The organism is Streptomyces sp. NPDC028635 (assembly GCF_040637635.1).
Lineage (GTDB): Bacteria > Actinomycetota > Actinomycetes > Streptomycetales > Streptomycetaceae > Streptomyces.
This window is the reverse complement of the sequence record NZ_JBEZWX010000001.1, coordinates 1-23189: the sequence shown is the minus strand read 5'-3', so window position 1 is coordinate 23189 and position 23189 is coordinate 1. Positions and strand designations below refer to the sequence as shown.

Genomic DNA, 23189 nt, shown 5'->3' with positions numbered 1-23189 from the left:
GCCCGAGGAAGTTCGACCAGTGCGAACTCATCAAAGTCCCAGTGTCAAAGCCAGTGCCGGTGCGGTTGTTCCGACGGACGATGATGTTGCCGTCGGTGCCGTGGGCGATGAGGTCCTTGGTGCCGTCGCCGTCGACATCAGCGAAGTACAGCTTGCCCTGGCCGGCCTTGCCCAGATAGTCCTCCCAGCCCCAAGTCACGTAAGTACCGGTGTCGAAGTACGGCCCAGTCGGCTGCTTTCTACGGATGGCAATAGCCCCGTCGGGCGCATGGACAACCATGTCACCCAGAGTGTCGCCGTTCATGTCGGGCTTACCCGGTGTACCTCCCGGGGTACCGGTCGGCTGGGTTCGGCTGATGGGGAACGACGCCTGGAAGGCGATGCCGTCCGAGCCCGGTACCTTGCCGAGCCATCCCTGCACGGAGTTGTCGGCCTTGCGCGCCCACAGGTCGGCGATCCCATCGCCGTTCAAGTCGCCGGAAGAGCCGAGAGTCGGGAAGTCGGCCGCATTGACGCCGGAACCGATCTTCACTCGATTGCCGGCTGCGCCCCAGGCAGTCACGTCGACGTTCCCGTCGCTGCCCTTGGTCCCATAGACGCGATAGATATCGCCCGTTGCGTTCTGTCGCAGCCAGAGGTCGGGCAGACCGTCGCCGTTGGTGTCGCCGGGGACGATGACGGTGAACTGGTCCCAGTCGCCGTTGCCGACGAGGACAGGTTCGCGGACGCCGTCGAGAGTACGGCTGCCACGGTTCCCGTAGTACGCCCAAAGCTGCTTGCCCTGTTTGACCAATATGTCCGGGCTGGTGTCGCCGTTGATGTCGCCTGCAGCGACGACCTGTTCGGCGTTATACCAGTGATCGTCTCCCGCCCAATCGTCGGACCCGACGCAGTCCTCGTCATTTCGCACGGGGCAGAAGACCGTTAGCTCTGTACGCTCCTCTGTGGAGACAGCGCCGCGACCGTTGTTGTTGTAGGTCCACAACCTCTTGGTCTTGGTCACCCCGTCGTACTCGAGAGACACGAGATCGTTGTAACCGTCCTGGCCCCAGTCCCCCCGTGACGTGACCTGGGCGTTGGCTAGCGAGATGCCACCGTTGGCTGCCGCGGAGAACTGTGCGTTGCCCTGCCCGGCATAGGTGAGCAACGCGTTGTTTGCGTCCAGGCTCCAGAAGTCGTTGTTCCCGTCACCGTTGAGGTCATTGGGGCCGTCCCGCTCGGCCGACCTGTTGGCGTAGAAGAGGTACGCCGCGGTATCTGACACATTGCCCGCGGAGTCAGCGCTGTAGGCGTAGACGAAGTGCGGCCCGGCGCCTGGCGGCGTCAGCTTGACGACTGCGGCGGCCTCGTTCTCGGGTGTGGCTGGATCGTCGGTTGTCACGGGTACATCCAGCAGCTTCACGTCCCAGTCCGTGCGGTAGTAGTAGCGGCGCACATCGGTCACACCGTTCGGGCTGAGAGAGAACGTGCCCGTAGTGCGGGCCTGGCCTGTGCTCAGGGGCCAGCCGGCTCTTCCGTCCGGGAACTGCGGGGAGCTGATTACGGGTGACTTGCTCGGGCGGGTGCGATCGACGGAGAACTTGCAGGTGGTCGACCAAGCAGAGTAGGCGCCGTCCTGATCCTTAGTCCGGGTCTTCCAGGTGTAGTCACCGGTGGGAAGGCTCGCGTCCGGGACAGCCAGGGTGGCGATCTTTCCCTTGGCGGCTGGGATGCTCTGGGACACCGTCGGCGTAGTGCTACCTGCCTTGAAAACCTGGAACTCGGCGGTCAGGTTGCCCGCGTCGGCGTCGTCGTACTTCGCGAAGAGGCTGATGCGCGTATTGCCGATCAGACCGCCGACCACGCAAGCCGTGTTTGGGTTCGTGCCGAGGCCCGTCGGCGTCTTGGGCGGGTTGTTGTACTTCGTCTCCAGAACGGCGGTCTTGGCGTCGAACTTCTTCCAGCCGAAGGTGTCCGTCTCATCGGAGGCGTACATGCCGAGGTTGACGCTCGTCCACTGCTTCGACGCTGCCTCGCGCATCACGCTGGTGGCGTCGAACTCGAGGTTGCCCGCGGCGCAGTCCTTGCTCCAGCCCTTGGCGTCGTTCACCGTGGCGATCTTGGAGTACTTGGCGGGCTGCCGGTTCCAGGTGGTCTTCGGTGAGATGGCTCCCACGCGCCACAGCTCCACGGGGCGGTCCTGGCAGGACCACGACCACGTGTTCTTGATCCGGAACACGGACGACTTCACCTGCGCGCCACGGATGTTGGACGTGTCCAGCTGGAAGAACGACCGTGACAGGCCGTAGGTCTCGTTCTCGTAGCCGACCCGCACGACCTCCTTGGTGTTCCAGTAGGAGGTGTTCGGGTACTTCTTGTAGACCCGTGTCCAGTTCTGCCGCTTGCCCCAGGCCCACGAGGGATCGATGTAGACGGGGTACTGCGTGTTCGCCCCGGTCAGCAGCGCCTGATCAGGCTTGATCTCGAGCGTCGAGTCCGTGACCGTCGTGGCCATCTGAGCATCCTGTGCGCCGGCCTGCGGCTCGAAGGCATCTGCAGGTGCCGTGGCGTCCGCCCCTGCCGCGAGCGCCGTGCGCGCCCCGGAAGTGGCGGTGGCGGTGCCTGATGTGGCCGTCGTGGAGTCCCACATCAGCGGGCTGGGACTGGTGAAGACGGTCTGACCGGCTGGATTGACGGCGGTGACGCTCCCCGTCTCGGGGTCGGTCGAGACGTTGAGCCCGACCGTGTCGAGCTTGTACTTCAGCGACGCCAGTGCAGGATTCTTCGCAGCCTCGGCCGTTTTGACGACCAGCAGCTGAGAGAAACCCTCCACCTCAGCCTTGAGCTGGAGGTCCACCCCGGGCAGCACCTCGGGGTAGGTGGCCACGTTCTCGGCCAGAGTGGGCTTGGGAAGCGTCTTCGGCCAAGTGAGCGTCAGAGTACGGCCGTCCTTCACTCCTGACAGGAGGGGGCCGTTCCCACCCCCGGAGAAGGTGACCGCCACGGACGTGGCCTTCGGCACGACGCTGCCGTTCGCGGCGAAGACCAGTGTGGAGTCGGTGGGAACCCAGACGCCGGCCCGCAGCACACGGACGGGAGTGCCGTACCGCTTGACCGACCAAGTGCCGTCGGGCAGAGCCCACGTGTCTGACGACTCGGTCCGTGCGGAGAGCAGTTCGTAGGGCTGGCCAGTCGCCGCCGCCTGCTCGAGTGCGTATTCCTCTTCGCTCTTCGAACCGGTGGCGACAGGGTCGGTTTCCGTTGTGGCGGCAGCAGCCGAAGGCGGCAGCGCAACCAGGCCAGGGGCCATGAGGAAACTCGCCAGAGAGAGGCAAAAGATGGCGGAAACCCACCGCTTCCTGGGCGCCCCCCACCCGGGTCTTTCCCCTCTTGAAGCCCCCCGCCCGGGTCTTATCTGTCGCATGAAAATCCCTTCTTGTGGACAGCCGTTCGGGACTATAGCTGCAAGATCAGCGAGCTGCAGGCCCTTATGTGGCTTTTGTGGCGGATCTACAGAAAATCTGCTGATCAAGCACTGCGGATCAGTCCGATATGGGTGGTACTTCACGACATCCCAATGCCTGGTGGAAGGGCGTCGCCTGTGCGTATCCGCAGGCCAGGAGGCAGAGTGGCGATGTGTTATAAATCATTCCGTTATGTTGTGGGTTACTGTGAGTGGTCCATGTCTGCAGGCTTGAGGCTTCTTTGTGTGCATCACTGACGGGCTTAGTCTCGGAAATGACTGGCGAGTAGTTCTTCCTCGTCCCTCATGCCCTGCTATTCTCCGCCGGTTGATCTTGTGCATTACTTAGGGAGGGGTGCATGAGACGTTTCGGCGTACATGCATGGGCAGCCTCATTTGCTGCCGTAGTGATAGCGGGGGTGCTACCGGCAACTTCGTCCGCTGCTGTCGGAAATGGGGACGAGATTTCACTCCCCGGCCTGAAGCAGCCGAAGACTGTGCCGGTGCAACCTGTGAAGGTGGGCAGTGCCAAGCCAGCGGATTACGTGGCCAAGCACCCCTGGCACGAGCCACCAAAGGCCGCCTGGCCTCAGCAGCGCTCGGCGGACGTGGAAGTACGGGAGGGAGAAGCCAGTCGCGCTGGGAACTTGCCGTTGTACATCAGCAAACTTGCAGGTAGGCGCGGCGTAGCACCGTCGCAGCAACCTGCTGACAGGGTCAAGGTCACGGTTGCAGACCGAACCAAGACACGCCAGGCCGGCGTCGATGGTCTGCTGCTGGCCCTCAACCAGAAGTCAGTGACGCGTCAGAGGGACGCGTTGCACGTAGAGGTGGACTACTCGGCGTTCCGCAACGCCTACGGCGGCGACTGGGCTGCACGGCTGCGACTGGTTCAGATGCCGTCTTGCGCCTGGCGTACTCCGCAGCTGAGCAAGTGCCGCATCAACAAGCCTCTGAGAACGACGAACGACACGAAGACTGGACGTCTGTCGGCGCAAGTTGACGAGGGCCCGCTTGCTGGCGCCAAGAGTGCTTCGTCCATGACGGCCGCTCAGTCACAGCCAATGATCCTGGCAGTCACAGCGGGTGCTTCAGGGGCGACCGGCGACTACAAAGCGACCCCGCTGGAAGCGTCTAGCTCCTGGAGCGCAGGAGGATCCACTGGCGCGCTCAGCTGGAACTATCCAGTCCAGGTCCCTTCGGTACCAGGCGGCCTGGAACCAAACGTTGGCCTCGGCTACAACTCGCAGTCGGTGGATGGCCGAACCGCGGCTTCCAACAACCAGCCGAGCTGGATAGGTGACGGCTGGTCCTACGAACCGGGCTTCATCGAGCGCAGGTACAAGTCCTGTGAGGATGACAAGACCGACGGTACCAATACGACCAAGCGCTTCGACCAGTGCTGGTTCAATGACAACGCCACACTCAACCTTGGCGGCAAGTCCACAGAGCTGGTCTACGAGGAGGGCAAAGGTTGGCACCCGCAAGCCGACTCTGCGGAGAAGGTCGAGAGACTGACCGGTGCTACCAACGGCGACAACAACGGTGAGTACTGGAAGGTCACCACGGCTGACGGCACCCAGTACTTCTTTGGCCTGAACAGGCTGCCCGGGTGGAAGGACAACGGCACGGCCGCCGACGATCCGGTGACCAATTCCGCCTGGACGGTCCCTGTCTTCGGCAATCAGACCGGCGAACCGTGCTACAACGCGAGCTTCAGCAGTGGCTGGTGTCAGCAGGCTTGGCGCTGGCAGCTCGACTATGTGGTGGACGTGCACGGCAACGCCATGGCGTACTACTGGAACACCGAAAAGAACAACTATGCCCGGGCCTTCGACGAGACCACAGGCAAGGGCACACCCACCTCGTACATCAGAGGCGGCTGGCTGGGCAGGATCGACTACGGGCTTCGCTCCAATGCCGTGTACACCAGCAAGCCCATGGGGCAGGTCGCCTTTGGCGTCTCTGAGCGTTGCCTGAGCAACTGTGGCACGTTCGACGAAACGAATGCCACGCATTGGCCCGACGTCCCCTTCGACCAATACTGCAAGGACGGGGACGAATGCAAGAACCAGTTCGCCCCCACCTTCTGGTCCCGGAAGCGGCTGACCACCATCACCACCAAGGTGCTCACAGGGGGCGTCCACAAAGACGTGGACACCTGGTCCTTGGCACACGAATTCCCCCCTTCCGGCGATGGCGTCTCGACCCCGATGTGGCTGAAGTCGATCCAGCGCACCGGTAAAGCCGGAGGAAGCGACCCCCTCCCTCCTGTGACCTTCAGTGGCGAGCCACGGCCCAACCGGGTGGACAAAACAGGCGACAGCCTGGCCCCCTTCATCCGGCTACGGATGTCTCAAATCACAACTGAGAGCGGCGGCACCCTCGCTGCCTACTACTCACAACCCGACTGCACGCCTACAGACCTGCCGCCGGCTGACGGAACCAACACCAGGCGCTGCTTCCCCGTGAAATGGGCCTTCGAAGGAGACACCGCCGGCCTGGACTGGTTCAACACGTATGTGGTCACGCAGGTCGTCGAAGGCGACAATCTCGTAGAAACGCCGGACAAGGTCACCTCGTACTCATACCTAGACGGCGCCGCCTGGATCAAGAGCACAGACGAGTTCACCAAGGCCGACGACCGCACGTACAGCGTCCCACGAGGCTACGGTCGGGTTCAGACCCGCACCGGTGCCGCAAGCGATCCCAGGACACTCACCGAGACTCGATACTTCCGAGGCCTCGACGGGTCCGCCGTAAAGGACTACGCCGGAGTCGCCGTCACTGACCGCGACCAGTTCGCGGGCATGCCCCGCGCGACCGCCACCTTTAACGGCGACGACACCTCTAAACTGATCACCGCCACATCCTCCACCCCTTGGCGCTCGGCAACGCCCACAGCCACCCGCGCACGCGCAGGCCTGCCAGATCTGATGGCTTACCACACCGGCGTAGCGAATGAAGAGAGCCAGACCACCGTCACGGGTGGAGTGCGAAAGACCGCCCTGACGCGGTCCTTCGACGCCTACGGCATGGTGACGACAACCTCCGACCTTGGTGACGTATCGAAAACTGGCGACGAAACCTGCACCACCGCCTACTTCGCGCGGAATACGTCAGCCTGGATACTGAACCGCGTATACCGCACCGAAGTGGTCGCCGGCGCATGCGGCAGCACCATCAGCCGACCGGCAGACGTCATCTCTGACAACCGCAGCTACTTCGATGGTTCGACCACCGTCGGAGCAGCTCCAGTAAAGGGTGACGTCACCAAACTGGAGCAGATCAATGGCACCGGCACAGGCTACGACACCACCAGCACTACTCCAGCCGCCGACTACGACATCTACGGCCGACCCCTGAGCACCACGGACTTCTACGGCAAGAAGACGACGACGGCCTACACCCCAGCCGTTGGTGAGGTGCCCACCACCACCGTGGTCACCAACCCGCTCGGCCACCAGATCACGACAGTCGCAGACCCGTTGCGAAGCCTGCCGACGTCGGTCACGGACGCCAACGGCCGCGTCACAACGACGTCGTACGACGCGCTGGGGCGGGTTACGAAGATCTGGACTCCGGCCCGCTCGGCAACCACCTACCCCGACTCCCCGAGCTACACCTTCGCGTACACGGTCCGCAACGACGGGCCCAACGTGGTGACCACGAGCTATCTCGACCACAACAGCGCCTACCGCACCAGCTACGCGTTGTATGACGGTCTTCTGCGAGTTCGGCAAAGCCAGGCACCCTCACCCGACGGTGCAGGGAGACTGCTCAACGAGACCTTCTACGACACGCGCGGGCTGGCCTGGCGCACATCCGGTACCTACTTCGCAAGTGGTCAGCCCGAGCCTGGTTTGGTCACCGGGCAAGAACTGAACTACCCGGCATCCACAGACACCGAGTACGACGGAGCAGGCCGAGTCGTCGCCGTCATTGCTCGCAAGTACGGCGACGAGACAAGGCGAACCACCACCACCTACACCGGTGACTCCACGACGGTGATCCCGGCACAAGGCGGTGTCGCCACAACCACGCTCACCGACGCCAAGGGTCGCAACACAGAAATCCGTCACTACACAAACGCCGACCGGACGACGTTCGAGACAACCAAGTACGCGTACAACAACCGCGGGCTCCTGGAGCAGGTCACCGACCCGGCTGGCGCCACGTGGCGGTACGGCTACGACGTCCGGGGCCGACAGACCCACATCGAGGACCCGGACAAGGGCATCACCGACATCACGTTCGATGCAGGGGACCGGGCCACGGACATTACAAACGCACGTGGCAAGACCCTCCACACGGACTACGATGAGCTCGGCCGCAAAACCGCGCTGAAGCAGGGCGCCACCACCCTTGCTACGTGGTCGTACGACACTGCCGCCGGCGGCAAGGGACGGCTCGCAAAGGCCACACGCTGGATCGACGGCAACGCCTATGAAGAGGCCGTCACCAGCTACAACAGCCTGTACCTTCCGGTCGTCAACCAGATCACCATTCCGGCGACACCGCAGACCGGCGCACTCGCCGGCACCTACAAGTGGACCACAAGCTACAACCTCAACACCGGCCAGGTGATGTGGGTCCAGCACCCGGCCATCGGGGGCCTGCCCTCGGAAAGAGTAGCCAACACCTACACAGCCACCGGGGGACAACTGAACACGGTCGGCGCAGGGACCGACCCACTGGTTTCCGCGATGACATACGACCACTACGGCCGCGTCACCCGTGCGGAGTACGGCGCATTCGGTAAGCACTTGTGGAACTCGTTCGAGTACGACGAGCACACCGGGGCCCTCACCCGCTCAGTAAGTGATCGCGAGCTGGCCCCTCAGCGCATCGACGACTCCCACTACAGCTACGACCCCTACGGCAATATCACATCGGTCCAAACCATTTCGGGCCAGGACGCCCAAGCGGTGACCGACACCCAGTGCTTCACACTGGATGCCCTGCGCCAGATCACCGAAGCGTGGACTGTCGCACCCGGTGTGGCCCAGGGATGCACCGCAGGCCCCTCCGCGGCCACTGTGGGCGGTCCGGACGCCTACTGGACCACCTACAGCTACGGCCCCACTGGTAACCGGAAGACCGAGATTCAGCACAAAACGCCTTCCGGTCCGACGGGCGACGTCGTTCGCACTTATGCGGACCCGGTTGCCGGCAAGCACACCTTGACCTCGGTCACGCAAACCGGTCCCGCCGGTCAGTTGACTGAGTCGTACCAGTACAACGAGACAGGTGCGACCAAGAGCCGCAAGATCGGTTCAGCTGCTGAACAGACCTTGGAATGGGATTCTGAGGGTCACCTCGCGAGCACTACCCAGGGCGTCCTGGTCACAAGTTACACCTACGACGCCGACGGTGATCGTCTCACCCGCAGCGACTCGGCGGGGACCACCCTGTACCTGCCGGCCGGCAATGAACTGAAGCTGGCGAAGGACGGAGCCGTCACCGGTGCCCGCTATTACAAGGCCGGGGAAACGACTGTTGCGATGCGGGCCGGCGGGAAGCTCACCTTCCTGTTCTCCGACCACCACGGCACCGGCACCACCCAGGTCGATTCGGCAACCCAGGGAGTCGTCCGCCGAAAGACCGCGTTGTTCGGTGGCCCGAGAGGCAACCAGCCCGCCACATGGCAAGGTGACCGCAGCTTCGTCGGCGGCGTCCGCGACGCTGATACCGGACTGACCCACCTTGGCGCGCGCGAGTATGACCCGGCGATCGGCCGGTTCATCTCAGTGGACCCGGTGATGGACAACACCGACCCGCTCCAGATGGACGGGTACGGCTACAGCCACAACAACCCGATTACAAGTAGTGACCCGTCAGGGCTCTACGATCCGGACGAACGAGCCTACTGTCAGACGCACCCAACACAGTGCGACGGGCAGACCCTGAAACACGTCGACAAGAGCAAGAAGCTGCAGGCCGACGTAGACGGCACGGGCAAAATCAAGACTGTCTACGACAATAACGGTGTCCCTCATCACATGACCGACACCCCCGACGCCTCCGGTGCGAAGGCAATCGACTGGATCAACGAAGACCTGAAGCGGGCCGGCCTCTACTATGACCCGAAGAATGGCGTCACCAGTGGCTCGCAGTACCTCTTGCAAGACGAATCGCAGGCAGGAAATACAACTCTGGCGAAAAAGGCGCCGCTCAAGGATGCTGATGGGAATCCGGTAAAACCGGAGACGACATCGGACTTCGTCAAGGTGACGTGGAAAAATGGCAAGATCGTGGGAGTGGAGACGGCGGACGCGACGGAGTCGAAGCCCAGCCGAACGGTTGAGCAAAACGCCAGCACGATCAGAAACAAACTCAAGAACCAGACGTCGACCGTCATTTTCGTTGCCGCAGATATGACGCAGGCAAAGGAATACGCCGACTACTACCAGGGCAATCCCAACGTTCGGGTGATCTATCCGCAAGGAAACTTCGATACCCATCGTAGTCCCGCCCCGCCCGTCAAGGTGCCGGGCAGGCCGGTAGTACCAAGGCTTCCCGGCTCGAGGGCGCGAGCTGTGATGCCCCTGGCCGTCAGCGGTCTCCTGGCGGCCGCTCAGGCACCCAGTTACGTCAGGGAAGACGGCTGGGGTCACGGGCTTTGGAACATGGTTGAAGACACCATCGACCCATGGGACTTGCTGGGGGACTCAATCGATCCCTGGTATGACCCAACTCAAGACCCGGCGAACTGGGCTTAGGCCGGTAAGTAACGAGAAAATACGAGGCCCGTCCCCTTATTCGTGCGGGGACGGGCCTCGGGGTCACTCGCGATAGCCGGGGCGATCTGTGCGTGAAAGCACACCATTGATTGTGTAGGAGAACGGCTCTCGGCGGGTCCGGGGCAATGGCACCTCAGTCAGCTTGCCGTCATACAGCATCCACAGCCCGAAGCAATCATCCTCCTCGTCCCGCACCAGTACCTGCACTGACCAGGGTTCAGGCCATGGCAGCGACTCAAGGTGCGCGAAGAGCCCAGTCCAGTTGATGCGCTCGAACTGGATGACCCACACATAACACTGTTCATCTTCGGAGGGAACGCCCCCGCCAGCGAAAAAGGTATCGTCGATGCGAGTGAAACACTGATGCCACTCCCGATCCTGATCAGGGCGGGTCAGGGGTGCCATCACCGCCTCCGCCTCCCGGGCCAACACAATGACTTCTGTGAGTCTGCTCATGCGAGCAGTATGACTGACGCACCGAGGGCGTGATGCTTCCCAATTACCCTGCCGAGCCGTAAAGGTCCGGCGGTTCACCGGGGCTCACTCCGGTGAAGGGCTGCCCCGTAACCGGTGGGGGCCTTGCGCCAGACCCCAGCGGGAGTGCCGCCGGTTGCACGACGGCCCGTCCTGCAACCCGCGGCACTCCAGCCTGGGAAGACCCGACGACCTGAGCCCTCCCTGGGCCGGCCTACGGCCACCCTTTGCACAGGCACCCGGAGGAGCACCCAGCGTGAGAAGCCGTCAGCAGCGAACATGATCACGTCACGCTGCCAGTCCACAACCAGGGGATGGTGGCCGCGAACAGGCCCTCGGGTCTGTGCAGGACGGGCGAGGACCACGCCTGGCAAGTGCCGAACTACGAGGGCACCGGGTACAGACCGGGCAGACATCGCGCGAGCTCGCCACATAGCCGGCGGCTTCCTCACTCCGCGTTCAGGTTCTGTCCGGCGGATCATCGTGCGGCATCATGAGCGACGTGGAGTCGCCGCAGCCCGATGGCCACATTGCTCGCCTGACACAGATGGAAAGGCCAACTGACGTTGTCCAGAACGGGGCCACGTGTCTGGCACTGATGCTCGACGAGTTCAACTGGGTCAGCTCTCGGCACTGGCTGGAGCGGCGCGGGGCGGGACGCCGCGAGGTGATCACGCTGGAGACGAGCAAGTGGAACCGATCGGGACACTTGATCCAGTTCATCGTGGCGAGCCTGACCGTTTTCGATGACGGTCTGGCTGCGTGGCGCCGGGCCAACGCAGATCTGACCGTTAGCCGTCCCGAATCCGTCGAGGCGATCGTCTGCGCCTCCAGCTTCCTGGACATGTCCAGCGAGCACGTCGTGGTGCTCACCCGTCCCGAGGAGCGCTGGGCGAGGTTGGAGCGGTGCGCCACCCACCTGCGCAGCACCGCGCTCCCGTGGTTTGCTGGCTCAGCCGATCCCGAACAACTCCCGCAGACAGCTCCTGATGCCCTACTCACTGCGTGGGGCTTCGCCCAGGACCTGATCGAGTTCCTCGTTAGCTCCGGTCATCAAGCGCAGGCACGTGAGCTGTGGAAGCGCGTCCTGGAACGCAACCCAGCCCATCAGCAAGCGTTCGCCGCAGGCCAGGACATGGCTCGCGAAGGTGAGAGGCCACGCTGGCACACACCCGAGGCCCTCGGGTGGAGTGCTTCGGTCCTGCGCCTGCGGTAGGGCTGTCGCAAGCGGTCTGTCACTGCCTGATGCGAAGGCGGATCGACGCGTCGACCGGCTCCTGCGCGACTGCGACGTCGTGTCTATCAACGGTCCGAGCTACCGGTGAAGAGCCGGCTCGCCGCGATCGAACGCGACACCAACGTCGCTTGATCAATCGCCCGGCCCAGGCACTCAGGCCGCCGCCCACGGCTCAGCACGCCAGCCCGGCAGTTCCTTGTCCAGGCATTCCTCGACGGCCCGCCGCCAAGGGTCGGTGGAGTCAGTGTCAACGACCTCGGCCCAGGTGTCTTCAGCGAGGTCCGGATCGACGACCAGACTATCGAGATAGGCGTCGAAGTCGTCAGCGACCTTGGTGAAGACCCCTTTCGACAGGTATCCCGGGTGAAGAATGCCATGCACGAAGGCATGGAGCCGGCCATGGGTCGCCGGGTTCAGGTCCAGGAACAGCGTGTCGCCCCCGCCGTTGCGGGCGATCGGGAGATGGCCGGCCAGTGAGACCTCACGGGCGAACCACCCCTCACGGCTGCGCCGGTACTCGCCCAGAAGAGTGTTCCAGCCGTATCCGCCGTCGCTGTCACGGCCGAGCTGATAGAGGCCGTCGAAACTCTGGAGCGGCTCCGGGTCGCAAGCCGACAGTCGGACCGAGTACGTGAGATTCCCCCCGCCTGCCGCCTCCAGGAATGAGCGATAGGAACGCGGCAGGGGGAGCCCGATCTCCCGTTCGAGACGTTCGACTTCACTGATCTCGAACGGCGTGAACGGCCCCACGACCAGGCGGCCTCGATACCAGCGCGACAACTCTTCAGACACGGCCAGATTGTCGCACTCTGGGGCCACCCGAAATCCTCCAAGCCCCCGCGTTACTGAACGTCGAGCTGAGTACGTTCATCCGTACGTGCCTGAGCACTCCGACGAGCATCCCCGCACGGGCGCGGAGCAGGTGACGCAGACTGAGCTGGTACTTCTCCGAGCCCAGGCACTCCTCGCTGATCGGCTTCAGCGGGCGAGGTGATGGTGTTCGCGGCGATCTCGGGAGCACCCCCGCGGGCGCGGGGAGCAGTTCCCAGTCGGCATCGACGCAAGCATCATCGCGGGACCATCCCGCGGGCGCGGGGAGCAGGCCAACCGGCTGGATTGGCGCCGCGCCTGCCAGGGGCCATCCCCGGGTGCGCGGGGAGCGGGGCCGCATGAACGCGGTGATGATGCGGGTGGCGGGACTATCCCCTGGCTTTGTCCATGAGAACGGGTTCTGGCTCGCTTTCCGTGAACCGGTCACGGGGTCATGCGACGTAGCTCAAAGGCTGTGGCTCCGGTGCGCTTCTGTGGCGAGAAAGTCTCGCGCCGCGGAGGTGACCCGGTCGCGAATGTGCTGCTGGTCCGAAGGTTGATCGTTCGGCAGGTCGAGCGCTGTCGCCAGATCAACGATGGGTTGCAGCACATCGGGGTAGCCGAGTTCGGCTGCAGCTTCTCCATAGATCAGCTTCGCTCCGTGCACGGGATCGAGTTGGCACGCCACGATCTGGCCAGCCCACCACTGGGCTGCGGTCCATCGCGCCTTCGCAAGATCGTCCGAGGTCAGCGGCAGCAGACCCAACTCTTCCAGCACAAGGTCAAACAGCTCTCGGGCCTGAGGATGCTCACCACGCGCGAGGCCAGCCAGCAAGGGAAGCGACGGAGCCTCGATGTCGGCCATCAGGGCGTCCAGGCCCAACTGGACCAGATAAGCGTCCGAGGGGCGCTGCCAGGGTTCCGTGGCCAAGTCTGACAGCGGCTATACGGATCAGGCTGATCGCTACTACTGCGTCCATGCTCTCGCCCCCCGCATCATCTTTCCGTGGAGGCAAGTCCTATCACCGAGAATCGGGTGGTTGATCAGGTAGCCAGCAATACGCGCTTGCGTAGCAGGCTGAATCTGGCTCGGCCGAACAGCTGCCGCTTGAGCATCTTGATCCTTTTGACGTGGCCTGCAACAACACCGGAGTTCCAGGGCAGCGTCAGGCCAGCGATGACAGCGTCGCGGTCTCGGTCGATACCTGCTGCGAGAGTGTGGAGGCTGGGCAAATCGTCTTGACGGACGACGTCGAGCCACTGCGGGAGCCGTTCGCCCTGGCGCTCGGTGAGCATCTGGGCGAAGGATCGGACGCGACCGGTCAGGGCGTCGAGTTCGGGGCAGTTGGCAAGGACGGCCTTGAGCCTGGGCTGTTCGGACTCGGTCAGAGTTTCGCGTCGGCTGAGGATCCATCTCGTCACCGAGCGGGGTGCCGGCGGTGGCGCGGTGACCGGCCGTGGCGAAGGGCGCTTCTCTCGCAGGTAGGCGCTGACCCTGCCGTAGCTTCCTCGATAGCCCAAGCGAACGATCTCTTCCCAGAGCTTCCAGGCGTATGCAGCCCTCGTCCCAGGCGTTCGTCCAGGTAGGGCTTGTACTCGTCGAGGACGGCCATCCCCGCGGGCGCGGGGAGCAGGCTTCCTTTTCGGGCGGGGAGATCGCCCGGATGGGGCCATCCCCGCACGCGCGGGGAGCAGACGAGACGAATCTCGGTCAGTTCTCGCAGTAGGGGACCGGGACCACCCCCGAACTAGTGGCTGTAACCCCTGCCGTCACGCGGTGGGATCCACGTTCCATGCCGCAGGCAGATCGCTGCCGCAGAAAACGCAGACGAAGTCGTCCTCACGCACGATGTTGTGCTCCTGGCAGTCGGGACACCGCCGGAATACAACCTCGTGGGTGAAACCGGAAGGCCGCTGGAGCCCTATAGCGTCCAGAGCACGGGCGACCTCCGCCCAGGAGTTGACGTCCGGGCAGTACCCGGTGGACTGGTTGCTGACCTCGCTCACGGTCCACCGGTCTGCCTCGCGCCCAAAGCTGATCTCGCCAGCACTGAGAACCATGTCTCCGCTGGCACAAGCCACGTGCTCGCTTCGCCGTGGCGCCACCCGAAGCAAACCATCCATACCGACCACGAAGGTGAACGGTTCGGCCAGCTCCGCCGCGGATTGCTCCACGATCCAGCCACTGAAGTCAGCCGCCGAACCGATCCGTCGCCCGCCGTCACCAGGCCGGACCGCAGCCTTCAGCTCGACCGGTCCGACATATCGATAACCCCGCCCCCACCCAGCCACGCCAGCCAACCTAGATTACTTCCGGCACACGCCCTAGTCCGAGTAGACAGAGTCGCAGGCGGGGCCACCCCCGCGTGCGCGGGGGGCAGGGATCGATGGACTCCGTCGTCGAGCTGAGGCACGCCTGGAGATCACCCTGCTTCGGGACGAGCTCGCTGACCTCCACCTCGGCACGGTCAACCACTGCCTGTGGAATGCCCCCACGGCCGAGTGCCAGAAACTCCCGCCCGACCAGCGCGGCCAGGCCCCGCTGCTGGGGGCCTGCAGCCGGGCGGCCCCGATCCCGGCCAGCAGCGCCACGGCGAAGGCGCAGGCCCGGGCCTGGACCACCCCGAACGCCGCTTTAGCGGCGGTCCATAGATCCAGCGTTCCCCACCCTCCGACGTACACGATTCCTCCTTGACCATGGACACCACCTCGTCCACGGCCTCCCTCCGGGAGCACGACCGGGCGTTCTCCAGCACCAGGACGATGTTGTCGACGTCGCCGTCGGCCTCTTCCTTCTCCAAGGAGTACACGTCGTTGCACCAGATCGTCGCCCAGACGATCGCATCGTGCATCAGCCGCACCTGCGGCGAGTGGAACGCCAGCGCGGGAACCTCGCAACCCCAGATCGCCTCGAGCGAGGCAAAGGTCGGCTCCACCCCCGCGACGCCCCTGCGCACCTGGCTGTAATGGCGCAGGCCAGGCACGGGCCGGGCATGATCCCGTGCCTGCTGCGGGAAGCTGGCGGCCATCCACTCCCAGCCCTGAGCGGCCCGGCACCACCAGCTGGACGACATCCCCTCCGACAGCTCCCGCCACAGCTGCGCCCACAGCCGCACCGTCGTTGCAACCTCGGGCCCGGTGAACCGCTCAAGCGGCTGGTGGAAGATGGACATGATCTCCCGGGAGTGCGCCACGGCCCTGACCCGGTCGCGCTGGCACAGCCTCTCGTGCTGGTCGTCCCAGACGAACGACAGCCCGATCATGTTCATCGCCAAGTCCAGCCGTGCACCCGTGGCCGTCGGGTACGTGTAGCTCACCAGCTTCGGGAAGTCCCACGCCTCATAGAGGCCGTAGAACTCGGGACCGGGCAGCAGCCCGCTCGATTTCACCCACGCCTCGTGCCGGGTGCGCGCCTGGGCCGTCTCCGGATTGACTCGAAGCTCGAAGGGAATGTAGAAGTCCACGTTCCTGGGCACTGGTGGCAACAACTCCCTCTGTTGGAAGGACCTCGTAGATCCCCATCGGGGAAGCCGTTCGAGTACACGAGCCCCAGTCTGAGCGGATATGCGAAGCAGCGTCAGGGCGCACAGTGGCGCATGGAATCGGCGCACAGCGGCAAACACCCATGCCCCACCACCCTCTGTCCGCGGTGGGGCCGCCCTCCCGCCGGCTCGCCGGGTGTCCGGCTGGCTCGACCGGTATCAGGAGTTCCTGCCGTGTTGGCCAGGTACGGCGCGCGCGGCATCAAGGGACACGAAGCCGTCGCCCGCCAGCTCGACGCGCTCGCCGGCTTCGTCGCCACACCGATCACCGCCCGGCGCGGCCTGCTGGCCCGTCTGCACTACCTCACCCGCACCGACCGCACCCGGGCCGCCGCCCGCGAGGCCGGGCTCACCGCCACCGACCGCACCATCCGCGCCCCGGCACCCGCACACCATCGAAGAACAACCTGAACCGCATCGAGCAGGCGTACCGCTTGGTGCGGCGTGAGAACGTCGCCCGCTGCCTGCTCGCCCGCCTCAACCGCAGCGGCCGCGGCACCCGCGTGGAGTTCCACCCGCTCAACCAGTCCCAGGTCCCCGGGCCGCGCCAGCGCGCGCTCAGCTACCGCACCCTCAACGTCCGCCACTGGGACCGCATCGTCGACGCCTGGGCCGCCGGCGACGACCAGGCCCTCGATGACGCATGGGTATCCGACGCCGTCGTCGACCTCGGCTCCGCACGGGACCAGTACGAGTTCGTGTCGAACATCGGCTTCGCCGCCTGACCTCGGCTGAAGCGGCAGCGATGAGACGGGGCTTCCCGGCGTACGTGCGGGCCCTGCCCGCATCTCCCGGGCGGTTGAAAGCGGGGCAGGGCCCGCGAGGCAGCCTACTGCGGCCCGTCCTCCAGCAGGACTTGGGCGGGTCGCCGGCGCACGAGCCGGTCGCCGGGCGTCGCCCGTGCGGAGAACCGAAGGGTGCCGTAAAAAATCTTGGCAGGAGGTGACAGGAACCGTGGCTCTGCTTCGTCCTGCTTTACAAGCCCCGGGTTTCCCACCCTGGGCCCATCGGACTCGGTGCCCTCTGGGGACACGGGCCCGAGCCGGTCTCCCCGGGAAGGAGGGGCCGTCGGTGGACATCGGCGACCACTTCGAAGACTCACAGGAGGACGAGGCGCACCAAGGCCCTCATCCTCCTGACGAGTCGGCAGAACCGGCAGCCACGCCGGATCTGAACTCTGGGCGAGAGGAAGCCACTCTGGCCGCAGAGGCGATATCTCCGGAAGCCCGTGCCGACTTCGTCAGGCACTGCGAAGAAAACACGGGACGCCTCATCGGAGCCGCATACCGCGTCACTGGCAACCTCTGGGATGCACAGGATGCGGTCCAAACCGTTTGGTACCGGTTTTGGAAATCGTGGCCCAGTGCGGACTTCAGGAATGTCGTGCTGAACAATCCAGGTTATTCCTACCGGGCCGTATTCAATGCCGCATTGGATATAGCTCGTAGCGAAATGACGCGGACCCTGCGACAAGAAAAAGAGGCCAGGAAAGAATCCGTCACCGAAGACGGGTACTCGCGCGTCGAGGACGATGCCAGGTTGTTCAAACTGCTGAAGAACCTGCATCCGACATGGCGTCTGGTCATCCACCTGCGTTTCACGCAGGAGCTGACATTCGCAGAGCTGGCAGCCGTCCTCCGTGTTTCTGAGGCGACCGCCCGGCGCTACGAAAAGAGAGCCATTAAGGCTCTTGAGGAAGCCTACAAGGAGAAGTAGAAGGGAGAAAGCCATCGTGGACGTCACCGAACGGCTCACCTTGGCGCTCAGCTCCCGATTTTCCTCAGGCGACCTTCCCGACCCCGGGCAATTCCTTGACGAGTTCTTCTCGTCCATAGGGATTGCCCGGGGCGCGGCCGACTGCGGTGCAGCCACCAGCACGGGCTGCCCGCAGTCGGCCGCGGTCGAGGAAGGTGACCAGGAGGCATGGATCACTCCCCCGACACGGGAGGACCTCCTGGAGGAACTGCGGTTCCTGCTGTCCGCAGCCGCCGAGGAGAAGGAGAAGGGAGGTGTACTCAGAAGGATTGCAGAGATCGTAGAGCAGGTCGACGACGAAATAGCAGCATACGTGTGGTGGCTCCACGCGGCCGATGCGCGCGACGAAGTGGCCGTCGCTATCGTCGATGAACTCGCCCTCGATCTTTCTGCCGAACGACCCAGCGTTCAGCAGAGCATCCACCAGCTTCATACAAACTATCGCTGAACAGTTTCAGCGATACCAGCCGACCCGCGGTCCCCGTTAGACCGTGAGTCCGACAGTGGAGGGAACATGCATCACGGATTCTGCCCCGGTGGGCAGCGCTGCTGGTGCCATCAGTAGCAAAACAACTGTTGCATCAGCTAGTCGGGAGCCAAGGTACGGGGGAATAGTCCTCGAGTGTCAGTCGGGGACAAGTAGGAGAATCCCGAAAAGCTGACGCGAAGGGCCCGGACCGGGGTTGGAGGTCCGGGCCCTTCATCGTTCGCAATCACCTGCAAAACACAGGCCCCTGGCTCCGTCCTTATTACGAGACCAAGGAGGAACCACACACCCATGACACTGCTTCTCATCATCGCCCTCGCACTCGCGGCCGTAGGCGTATACATCGCCTACCGCAACCCGCGCCTCGGGGCCGCCATCCTCGTAGGCCTCGGCATCCTCACCGCGCTGTACCTCCTGTGGGACAAAGACCCCAGCGTCTTCCCACGCAACGCGCCGCAAGTAACACCAGCAGGCGCGCCGCCGGCACCGACAAACACGTTGCCCGGCCTACCAGCTGACACGGCACCGCCCTCGCCCACACCCACCAGGCCCTGAGAAAGATCTGGGGACCGGATCAACCTCCAGCGCGTGCCTCAAGGCGCCGGGCCCGGCGCGGCGTTCCAGCGTCAGCCGGAGCGGGCCACACCGCCGGCCCCGCGCACGGCGAAAGCGTGTCGCGTCCGTCACTCCGGTGATGCCGATTGTTCCTCTGGGCGTTCGGGCTGCGGCCACTGGCTTGGGCTGATGCGGTGGGCCAGTGCGGGCCAGTCGGCGATGCTCTGCTTGGCCAGAGAGCGCATCCCGAGGTGCCTGTTGAGCTGTGTGGTCAGGGCCGCGCCTGCAGGCAGGCCGGCCTCAGTGAGGAGCCGGAGCGTGATGACGGCCTCGGTAAGGTACAGCGCGCCCGCGAGGGCCCCGGGATCTTCGTGGACTCCGTCGGCGGCGGTGAAGCCGTGGCTCAGGGCGTTGCGGATGCGGGCTGTCACATAGGCCCACGGTTTGACTGTGCCGTTGAAGAGCCACTGGCACACCTCGGGCCCGAGTTCTTCGGCCAGGACCAGGAGGCGCTTTTCCAGCGTGATGCCCATGAATACCTTGACTGCGTCACGTACGTCGCGGCGCTGGGCAGCGTTGAAGCCTCCCGCGTCATCGAGAGCCTTACGCACGCGCTCCGCGAAAGAATGCTCCGCCGGCTCTTCGTGGAGAGCGCGGTGGAGTGTCTCGGCTGCGTTGACGACGTCGAGAAGCTGCAGTTGCAGGGACCCGGACCGTCGGTGAGGTTCCACAGCGTCCAACGGAACGGAGCAGCGGCGGGCCAGCTCTAGCCACGCCGGGATGAACGATGGCATGCCATCCAGGGAAGGGGACAGCGGCAGTGGAGCCTGCATTGTCGGTGCAGGTTCTTCGGGCTCTTGACCGTCGTGAGGGTCGACTGTGAGGAAACGCGGCCCTCCGTCCTCCGTGAGGGGATCTTTGGGTACGACACGCAGGTTGAACACGCTGACCGGCTCGGCGACCCCGATGGCGATCAGGGCCCGCATAGGGCCCACGATCTCCTTCTCCAACTGGTCCAGGGTGAAGCCTGAACTCCTGGTGGCCCTCACCACCACGCGTTCACGCAGGGATCTCACCCGGCGGCCGAAACGGCGGTTCTCTCGGACTCCGATGCTGATCGTTCCGTCGTCCAGGAGGCTGGTCACGTCGTCGGGCGCGGCGTAGGCCCCGGCACGCGCCTGCGGGCCACGCAACCCGCTCGGAGGCCACCAGGCTGGCAGACCGGTGATCTCGAACTCCGCTACGGAGAAGCGAGCCGCCTCGGTGACCTCAGCTCCATGGACAAGCCGTTCGACGCGCCACGTCATGGTCCACTGGTCGCTGGCACTGCGAGTCAAGCTGGGGTCTGGTCCACGTACCTCGTCGACCAGGAAGCACTGCAGGAGGGTGTACGGAACCCCGTGGCAGGACCCCCAGATGGTGTGAGGCGGGACAAGATGCAGGCCGTCCCAGCCACCCGCGTCTGCCATCAGGGTGCCGATGAGGTTCAACTGCCACCCGTCCTCTGTACGGGTCAGCAACCCAGGCACCCGCAGAGTCGGCGCATGTGGAAGCCACCACGCGCCAAGCTGTTCGTCACTCACGTGTCCCCTCTCGGACCCACCTGTGCAGCCCCTCCAGCTTCCCACTGGTGCCCCGGACGGTCGTTCCTGCTGCTCGATGGACAACTGCGCCCGGGTACCCAGATTCCTCTGTAGCGGCAGCCACTTGCCAGGTCATCACCCTCGACCAGCACGCCTCGCCGGTTGGCAGGACGCCAACTGCGTCGAGTAGTGCCGCTACCAGCCCAGCAGCCATGGGCAGTCTCAGACGAGGGCGACCGCAGTGAGCTCCGCGTCGCGTATACGGCAGCTCACTGCGGGTCGTCACCTAGGTCGTCCTTCGCGCCCTTCCTCCGAGGCTTGACCATGTGCTGCCTGACCGGCACCATCGCCTCGCCTCCGCCACACCGCGTCTGGGCGGGGAACGAGGTGCCCGGTGGCTTGCCGGACGCCCTCGTTGTCGCCACCTGGTCGGGCGACTGTCTGTCGTCTCCCGCGCCTCAGAAACGTGCAGTGCAGGCGCTCCTTAACGCCACAGGCATGCGACGGGTTCATAGCCGGCCGTTGAAGGGGCCACACAGCCGACTCACCGGGCTTTCGGACCCTCAGTGACACCAACCCACATGGCGCTTCCGTTTGGCCGTCAGAACGCCGTACAGCGCTTCGAGAGCCTCTGGGGCGCTATGCGAGGAGGCCGGTCTTCTCCAACAGGAGCACGACGAGGCCGGTAGTCGCTGGAAATGTTGTGGCTGCCCAGATGATGGGGTCCGCCGCGTCCTTGGTCAGGTGAGAGCCGACGATGTAGGCGGCCAACGCTGCGGCGATGCCGGTCATGATCGCGAGCAGCACGGTAAGGATCTTGACCGTCGTGGTCTGAACTCGTTGCAGAGGGCTTGAGGCACTCCCCATGTGTGCCAACGCACTGTCTGCGGCGGGCACGGGCTGTCCGTCGCTGTGTACCGTCATGGACATGGGCCCTTCTGGGTCCGGGGGCCTGCTCGCCACGATCCGCCAAGATTCCGACGAGCAGGCCCCAGCTCGTTCCCTCAGCCGGTTGTGCTGAGGGCGTTACTGCTGCCAGCAACATCTGCCTGCCAAGGCTCAGCCAGGCAAGCCGCGGCCGGCACACCCAGCGGCTGCACAGCCGTCCCGACGTTCAGCTGCTGGGAGTGCGTCGACAGTAGCCCCAGACGGTCCGTCACCTCAGCCGCCACAGCTGCCTACTTACCAGCCAGTAGCAAATATGCTTGCCGCTACGCGTGCGCACGTCCACGCGCGCGAGCACGCGCGTGTGGCGGGGATCACTTCTGCCGCCGCTTCCGGTGTTGCTTAGCCCCACCTGCTGAAGGCTTCTTCAACCGCCGAGCGCTCGCCGCAGGCACCTCGAGCTGACGACTACGCGCTCCTCGCCTCCATCCCGACTTCAACCCGTACCTCTGCCGAGCCCGTCGGCGCCGCCTCTCCGCCTCAGCCAGCCAGCGTTCGCGCTCGGCAGGCGACAGGTGCTGCGGCGGCCGGCGCCTCCTACCCCGACGAGCCGCCGCGAGCTCCCGCTGCCGTTGCCGCTGCTCCAAAGCACGGTGAACCGATGCAAACCATCTATTTACGGTCTTCAGTGAGTAACCGGTCACCTCGGCGAACTCTTCCACCCCGATGCCCGCCTCCACCGCCCTCCGTACGAGGGCCCGCGCCCTGGCCGAGATCTTCAACTCATCCCGAGCAGTACGGCGCCGCCACTCCCGGATCCGATCGAGTTGCTCACGCGCCCTATCGACAGGCACCACCCGCACTGCAGTCCTACGCTTGATCAGCCACCGCGCTACCGTCTGGAGCTTGTAACCCGTTATCGCAGCGGCTTCCTCGGCACTGATCCCGGCCGCGACGGCCTCAGCGACACGCCTCCGCACATCACGCAGGGCGTGCTGTCCCGCAGACTCAAAACGCTTACGACGCCGGCTGATACGAGTCATGTGGACTCTCACCTCGCGGAGGACTTCCTCCTGCGTCTTCCCATGGCTGTACGGCCCCTTGACCATGAACACCCCCTCCGGCGGCATCCTGCCAAAGACGGCACCACCTCGAGGTAGTTGTCGCACAACGAAGCTGCCGCCTAAAGCCCGGTGTCGCTTTCCAGTAATTGGCGTAGCGGGGCAGGGGAAGCACAGGGTTGTTGCGATGTTCTCAGGGAAATACGGACGAATTTCCGGGCGGGGCCCACCGTGCCATTCACGACGCGGCGGAGCGGGGGTGTGGTGTGAACTCAGAACTTAGCCCGGAAGGGAATTGATGCAGCCTCAGGGGTAGGGGAGGGGATGTGCTGTCATCCCAGAATCTAGCTGGGTATCAATTTGACGCACTACGAGGGAGGGTGGCTGTCTGTCAGGTCGAGGAGGCGGGACCTGCGGCACCGACCATCTCCCTCTCGCTGCGCTTTTCGGTCTGGTCGCGGAGCGGCCAGACTCTCTGACTAGCGTGGAGCGCTGGTCAGTTGGGGCGGCACGGAGTGGCGCCCCAACCCCCGGGCGGAGCCGGGGTGCTCCGGCGCTCCGCGCCGGAAGTGCCGCGTAGCGGCACCGCGTCGCGTCTGCGGAGCAGACCGCGCG

13 protein-coding genes and 1 pseudogene are annotated in these 23189 nt (G+C 64.6%); 5 read left to right on the top strand and 9 right to left on the bottom strand.

All coding sequences use genetic code 11. From position 1 onward, the window contains the following. Positions 1-3289, bottom strand: a 3289-nt coding sequence (locus AB0E88_RS00070) for a VCBS repeat-containing protein (protein WP_361621091.1), incomplete at its 3' end; no start/stop codon positions are given. Between the two features lie 656 nt (positions 3290-3945). Here AB0E88_RS00070 and AB0E88_RS00065 point away from each other — a divergent pair. After that, entirely contained in the window at positions 3946-10164 is a 6219-nt protein-coding gene (locus tag AB0E88_RS00065; protein ID WP_361621088.1) for an RHS repeat-associated core domain-containing protein, read from the top strand. 63 nt (positions 10165-10227) lie between these two features. Here the strand turns inward: AB0E88_RS00065 and AB0E88_RS00060 are convergent, their stop codons facing one another. Next, positions 10228-10641 (bottom strand): hypothetical protein, encoded by a 414-nt coding sequence (locus AB0E88_RS00060; protein ID WP_361621085.1) that lies wholly within the window; start codon positions 10639-10641, stop codon positions 10228-10230. 511 nt (positions 10642-11152) lie between these two features. Between AB0E88_RS00060 and AB0E88_RS00055 the strand changes: the two genes are divergently transcribed. Next, positions 11153-11875, top strand: a complete 723-nt coding sequence (locus AB0E88_RS00055) for a hypothetical protein (protein ID WP_361621082.1) — start codon at positions 11153-11155, stop codon at positions 11873-11875. A gap of 174 nt (positions 11876-12049) precedes the next feature. Here AB0E88_RS00055 and AB0E88_RS00050 read toward each other — a convergent pair whose 3' ends face one another. The 5 genes from AB0E88_RS00050 to AB0E88_RS00030 form a co-directional block, all read right to left on the bottom strand. Then, positions 12050-12688: an SMI1/KNR4 family protein gene (locus AB0E88_RS00050; RefSeq protein WP_361621079.1), complete on the bottom strand. Its 639-nt coding sequence runs from the start codon at positions 12686-12688 to the stop codon at positions 12050-12052. Positions 12689-13172: 484 nt separating this feature from the next. Beyond that, complete coding sequence (locus AB0E88_RS00045) at positions 13173-13571, bottom strand: hypothetical protein (protein WP_361621076.1); 399 nt, start codon at positions 13569-13571, stop codon at positions 13173-13175. A gap of 179 nt (positions 13572-13750) precedes the next feature. Next, positions 13751-14380, bottom strand: coding sequence for a transposase (locus AB0E88_RS00040; protein WP_361621073.1), 630 nt, complete (start codon positions 14378-14380; stop codon positions 13751-13753). 96 nt (positions 14381-14476) lie between these two features. Beyond that, complete coding sequence (locus tag AB0E88_RS00035) at positions 14477-14998, bottom strand: hypothetical protein (RefSeq protein WP_361621070.1); 522 nt, start codon at positions 14996-14998, stop codon at positions 14477-14479. Positions 14999-15174: 176 nt separating this feature from the next. Continuing rightward, positions 15175-16170, bottom strand: coding sequence for a terpene synthase family protein (locus AB0E88_RS00030; RefSeq protein ID WP_361621067.1), 996 nt, complete (start codon positions 16168-16170; stop codon positions 15175-15177). Positions 16171-16422: 252 nt separating this feature from the next. Here AB0E88_RS00030 and AB0E88_RS00025 point away from each other — a divergent pair. From AB0E88_RS00025 to AB0E88_RS00015, 3 genes and pseudogenes are all read left to right on the top strand, one after another. After that, positions 16423-16973 (top strand): annotated as a pseudogene (locus AB0E88_RS00025) (transcriptional regulator). Between the two features lie 346 nt (positions 16974-17319). Further along, the gene (locus tag AB0E88_RS00020; RefSeq protein ID WP_361621064.1) at positions 17320-17964 is read left to right on the top strand and encodes a sigma-70 family RNA polymerase sigma factor; all 645 of its coding nucleotides are present in this window, start codon (positions 17320-17322) and stop codon (positions 17962-17964) included. Between the two features lie 16 nt (positions 17965-17980). After that, positions 17981-18451: a hypothetical protein gene (locus AB0E88_RS00015; RefSeq protein WP_361621061.1), complete on the top strand. Its 471-nt coding sequence runs from the start codon at positions 17981-17983 to the stop codon at positions 18449-18451. 722 nt (positions 18452-19173) lie between these two features. On the opposite strand, the gene AB0E88_RS00010 is transcribed toward AB0E88_RS00015, so the two are convergent. Next, positions 19174-20628 carry a HEPN domain-containing protein gene (locus AB0E88_RS00010; protein ID WP_361621058.1) on the bottom strand — a complete coding sequence of 485 codons (1455 nt, stop codon included), beginning with the start codon at positions 20626-20628 and terminating at the stop codon, positions 19174-19176. Between the two features lie 639 nt (positions 20629-21267). Continuing rightward, positions 21268-21435: a hypothetical protein gene (locus tag AB0E88_RS00005; protein WP_361621055.1), complete on the bottom strand. Its 168-nt coding sequence runs from the start codon at positions 21433-21435 to the stop codon at positions 21268-21270. Positions 21436-23189: the final 1754 nt, after the last annotated feature.

Bases quoted from the DNA above. Each gene is read 5' to 3' on its own strand.
- AB0E88_RS00060 (WP_361621085.1), bottom strand. From the start codon at position 10,641: ATGAGCAGACTCACAGAAGTCATTGTGTTGGCCCGGGAGGCGGAGGCG.
- AB0E88_RS00055 (WP_361621082.1), top strand. From the start codon at position 11,153: ATGAGCGACGTGGAGTCGCCGCAGCCCGATGGCCACATTGCTCGCCTG.
- AB0E88_RS00045 (WP_361621076.1), bottom strand. From the start codon at position 13,571: ATGGCCGACATCGAGGCTCCGTCGCTTCCCTTGCTGGCTGGCCTCGCG.
- AB0E88_RS00040 (WP_361621073.1), bottom strand. From the start codon at position 14,380: ATGGCCCCATCCGGGCGATCTCCCCGCCCGAAAAGGAAGCCTGCTCCC.